Raw genomic sequence first — 303 nt, forward strand, 5'->3', positions numbered from 1 at the left:
CAAAGTCTCTATCCTGCACCAAATTTGATAACACTTTGCGATGAAGTAGTCGAATGGGAGTTTATCCGGGGTACTGCATTAAGCCAAATGGATTTTCTACATCAAAAGGCGATTATTGATCAAATCAATAAGATCTTTCAAGATCGATTAAGCAAAAATATAATCTTATCACATGGAGATTTACATCCTGATAATATCATTGTTACTCCTGAGAATTCTTTTATGGTCGTGGATTGGGATTTATGTCAAGAAGCCAGTCCGGAATTGGATATCTTAACATTTTTCACCAGTCCAAGATTATCT

General features: G+C 35.3%; 1 protein-coding gene. It reads left to right on the forward strand.

The genetic code is table 11. From position 1 onward, the window contains the following. Positions 1-303, forward strand: a 303-nt coding sequence (locus ACFIM8_RS09275) for a phosphotransferase (protein WP_375614849.1), incomplete at both ends; no start/stop codon positions are given.

Origin of the sequence: Bartonella sp. AC535YNZD (assembly GCF_042196625.1) — a bacterium.
Classification (GTDB): Bacteria; Pseudomonadota; Alphaproteobacteria; order Rhizobiales; family Rhizobiaceae; genus Bartonella.